We start from the raw sequence: 3704 nt of genomic DNA, 5'->3' as shown, positions 1-3704 counted from the left end.
GACGCGGCCGTGGCCTCGGGCGCCGCACAGTCCCAGGCCGCCGCCGCGCAGCGGGAAGCCGCCGAGGCGGAGGCCGCGGCGGCCCGGGCGACCGCGGCCGCGCGCAGGTCGCGGACCCTGGCCGGAAAGGCAGCCGCCTGTGCCCGTACGGCGCGGGACGCGGCCAACAGCGCTGCCGATCACGCCGAGAAGGCGGCAGCGGCCGCCGTCGAAGCGGCCGACAACGCCGGCAAGGCGGTGGACTACGCCAACCGGTCCACGGCCGCCGCCGACGCCGCCTACGAAGCCGCGAGCAAGGCTTTCGACGCCGTCACCGAGGCACGCGAGGTCGAGCAGGCGGCCCGTGCCGCCGAGACCGAGCGGCTGACCGAGGAGACCGACGAGGCGCTCGAGGCGGCGCGGCAGCTGGCGAGCGCGGAGACGGATCAGCTTGCCCGGTTCAACCGGGAGCGTACGCAGGAAGCACGCCTGTCCGAGGAGCTCCTCGCGCTCATCGGTGCCGCGGAGTCGGCGCTGGCGGACGGGAGGACCGACGAGGCCGTGGCGAAGGGCCGACAGGTGGCGGTCGAGCTCCTCGACCGGTCGGGTACATGGACCCGGGAGGCCGCGGAGTTCGCCCTGGCCGGTTCGGACGCGGACGTCCTGCGCTGGGTCGAGGCCGACCGCGTCATCGCCCTTCAGCAGGACAACGCCGAGAACGTCGCGGCCACCGCGTCAATCTCGACGCAGAACGTGGCGACGGCGGCCGCGGCGGCGCTGAAGACCGAGGACGCCGCCAAGATCAAGGCGTTCCTGGAATCCGGTGCCGTCGAGGCGGCCAGGGACGACAACGAGGTCGAGGTGACCACGCTCCTGGCCGACGCCACCACCGGTACGGCGGTACGGCGTGCCGCGGAGGCCGCGCTGGAGAAGGGCACCGCCGAGGCGCTGCACACCTTCCTGCACGTCGATCGCGCCAAGGCCGTCCACGAGGACGACAAGGTGGCGGCCACCACGCTCCTGGCGAGCGGCGGCCCCTACGTGCAGGCGGCGGCGAAGGTCGCGCTCGAGGGCGACACGCACACGCTGCGCCAGTTCATCGGGACCACACAGCACGAGTTCGCGCGGATCGACCACGATCACGCCACGCACATCAGCGCGATCCGTGCGGCGATCGCGGGTGCGGCCAAGATCGCCCAGGACGCACTGGAGGACGCGGCAAAGGCCTCCGAAGCGGCCGCCCTCGCACGCGAGGAAGCGGCCAAGGCGACCGAGTGGGCCACCCGCGCCAAGGGGTACGCGGACGACGCCAAGCTGTCCGCCGAGGAGGCCCGTAAGAACGCGGAGGCTGCCGAAGGGTCCGCGGCCGACGCCAAGCGGTCCGCCGACACCGCGGCCCGTGCGGCCGCCGCGGCCCGCCGGGCGAGCAGCGTGGCGCGGCAGGCGGCGACGCGAGCCGTGCGCTCCGCCACTCTCGCCGCGTCCTACGCCGCAGACGCACAGGCCTCGGCGACGGCTGCCCGGCAGGCGAAGATCGCGGCCGGAGAGGACGCCGCCGCTGCCGCCCGCGCCGCGACCGAAGCCCGGATCCTTGTCATCCAGGCCGCGATACGCGAGGCGATACAGAAGGCGCTCGACAACGCGACGGTGCCCATCGGCGGCGAGAACGGCCTCCCGGAAGGCGCCGAGAGCTGTCTGACGCCGTTCGGCGACCCGATCGAGTCCACCAACAGCACCAACCCGTGGGAGCTGGGCTGGAGTTGGCTCACCGGGAAGGGGCCACGCTCGCAGTGCTTCGGCCCCGACGACGAGTTCACCCGCCTGTACCGTGATCACGATGAGACGCGGAAGGTCTTCGACTACTTCCTCGCCCGCATGCGGAGCGGGAACTACGAGCTGGGCCACACCTACATGCACGACTACTCGCTCGAGGGCTTCGAGGGTGTCGGAAAGTACCTCACGGACTACGGGACGCTCGCCACGGTCGGGCTCACCGGAAACCTCGCGTACACGTTCCTGGGCTCGCACCAGGTCCGTATGACTCCCCTCCGCGAGAACGCCGACGGTTCGGTGGTGTGGCGGTACACCGCGTACAACGAGTCGGACATCGAGTCGGCGACCCACCCGCCCGTCATCGGATACACGGACTGGTGGAGCGACACGGTCGGTTCGTTCATCGACAAGGTCGTCGGCGACTCCGGGCCGGTGTCACCCAAGACCCAGGTGATCGAGTTCGACGTGACGCTGGAGCCGTGATGGGCAAGAGGACGCTTGGATGGTGGCTCGGCGCCGCGCTGGCCGCTGCCGCGGTGCTCGTCTCGGGGTGCACGGCCCCGGTCGACCCCGACGAACTGCCCGGCGTGTACCGCAACGACGAGACCGGCGGCGAGATCTCGCTCGATGCCGACGGGACGTTCTCCGCCACCGGCATCTCGGCCGACGACGTCTCGAGGTCCGCAGGCGCCGGCATCGTCGAGTTCAGCGGCAAGTGGGACTTCCTCTGCGCGGAAGCGGACTGCGACTTCGTCTACCTGATGGCCGATGACGGTGATCTGGGAGGGGAGTTCGACGTCCAGCTCTACACGAAGGGGCCGGGGACGGTGTATCTGCACCCCGATCCGGACGGTCCCGTGACCTTGGAGCTCGACAAGGTGGACACCCGGTAGACCTTCCGTGCCGATTCCGGCATTTGGCGGCACCTGACCGGCAACGGCGGCCGGGCCGCGGGACATTCGTTCCGCGGCCCGGCCGTCGCATTTCCGTTTCCGAAAGCCGAATCTCCGACGCATCGGATACCGATTCTTTATAAAGATCACTACAACCATTTTCGCGCGTGATGCACATCACGGCCCAAACTCGCCGGTTGCCCGCTTTCTATCCGGTTTCTGAATTGGACGCACCCGCCAAGCGCCCGCTTCGATAAGGGACTTGAACTGCAGGGGGCGGCGATTCTCATTTCCTGTCGACTCCTGCCGACTGTCGACTTTCTAGGACTGTGATGAAGCCACGCAGCGCATGGGTGCGCATTCTGGGCACCGCGGCCGCCGCCGGCGCCCTGGCATGGGCCGTGATCGCCGGAGGGCAGCCGGCCGGCGCCCCCGCCGATCCGGTCGCCGACGCGGCGCCCGGGTATGCCGTCGAGGACTACAACTACCCGAACGCCGACAAGATCCTGGCCGAGCAGGGCATCGTCCTCAAGCGCGGCGACGGGCACATCGTGCTCGCCGACTGCGCGAGCAGTGACAACCTCCTGAGGTTCCTCGCCCGCGACCGCGAGGACGTCTGCTTCAAGGTCACTGGCGATGGGGGCTTTCTGACCCTGGAGCTCGCCTCGGTGCACGGCGTGAAGACCGACGACTCCGGCAACACCCACCTGGAGATGACCGCCGAGGACGACCAGGTCGAGTACGACATCCCCGCGGACACGTGGGAGGGAGTCGGCGAGTCCGTCGACGGCCGGGAGCACGTCCTGGTCGAGATCCGCACCACCAAGTAGCCCGCGCCGCCTTGTGATTGAGGAATCCATTCCCATGCAGTTCTCCACCAGACGCCCTCGCCTGACCGCGCTCAGCGCGGTCCTGGCCGCCGGGTCGCTCGCGCTGTCCGCGGCGCCCGCAGCCGCCATCACCGGCGGCACTCCGGTCGCCGACTCGGACACCACCCACGCCTACACCGCACAGCTGATCATCGGCGACCACGCCCGCGGCTGCTCCGGCGTCCTGGTC

Annotated in this window: 4 protein-coding genes; all 4 read left to right on the top strand. The window is 70.3% G+C overall.

Going from position 1 to position 3704, the window contains the following annotated elements; translation table 11 throughout:
* Positions 1-2235, top strand: a 2235-nt coding sequence (locus ACYVO6_RS42975) for an ALF repeat-containing protein (protein WP_461071295.1), incomplete at its 5' end; no start/stop codon positions are given.
* A complete protein-coding gene (locus ACYVO6_RS42970; protein ID WP_461071293.1) occupies positions 2235-2645 on the top strand; it encodes a hypothetical protein in 411 nt (136 codons plus the stop codon). The genes ACYVO6_RS42975 and ACYVO6_RS42970, both read left to right, overlap by 1 nt.
* 332 nt (positions 2646-2977) lie before the next feature.
* Positions 2978-3475, top strand: a complete 498-nt coding sequence (locus tag ACYVO6_RS42965; RefSeq protein ID WP_461071291.1) for a hypothetical protein — start codon at positions 2978-2980, stop codon at positions 3473-3475.
* Positions 3476-3509: 34 nt separating this feature from the next.
* Positions 3510-3704: hypothetical protein (locus ACYVO6_RS42960; protein ID WP_461071289.1), on the top strand; the 195-nt coding region annotated here is incomplete at its 3' end.

The organism is Streptomyces pseudoechinosporeus (genome assembly GCF_054783935.1).
The sequence above is the reverse complement of the archived record's forward strand: the minus strand, read 5'-3'. Positions and strand labels throughout refer to the sequence as shown.

Bases quoted from the DNA above. Each gene is read 5' to 3' on its own strand.
- ACYVO6_RS42970 (WP_461071293.1), top strand. From the start codon at position 2,235: ATGGGCAAGAGGACGCTTGGATGGTGGCTCGGCGCCGCGCTGGCCGCT.
- ACYVO6_RS42965 (WP_461071291.1), top strand. From the start codon at position 2,978: ATGAAGCCACGCAGCGCATGGGTGCGCATTCTGGGCACCGCGGCCGCC.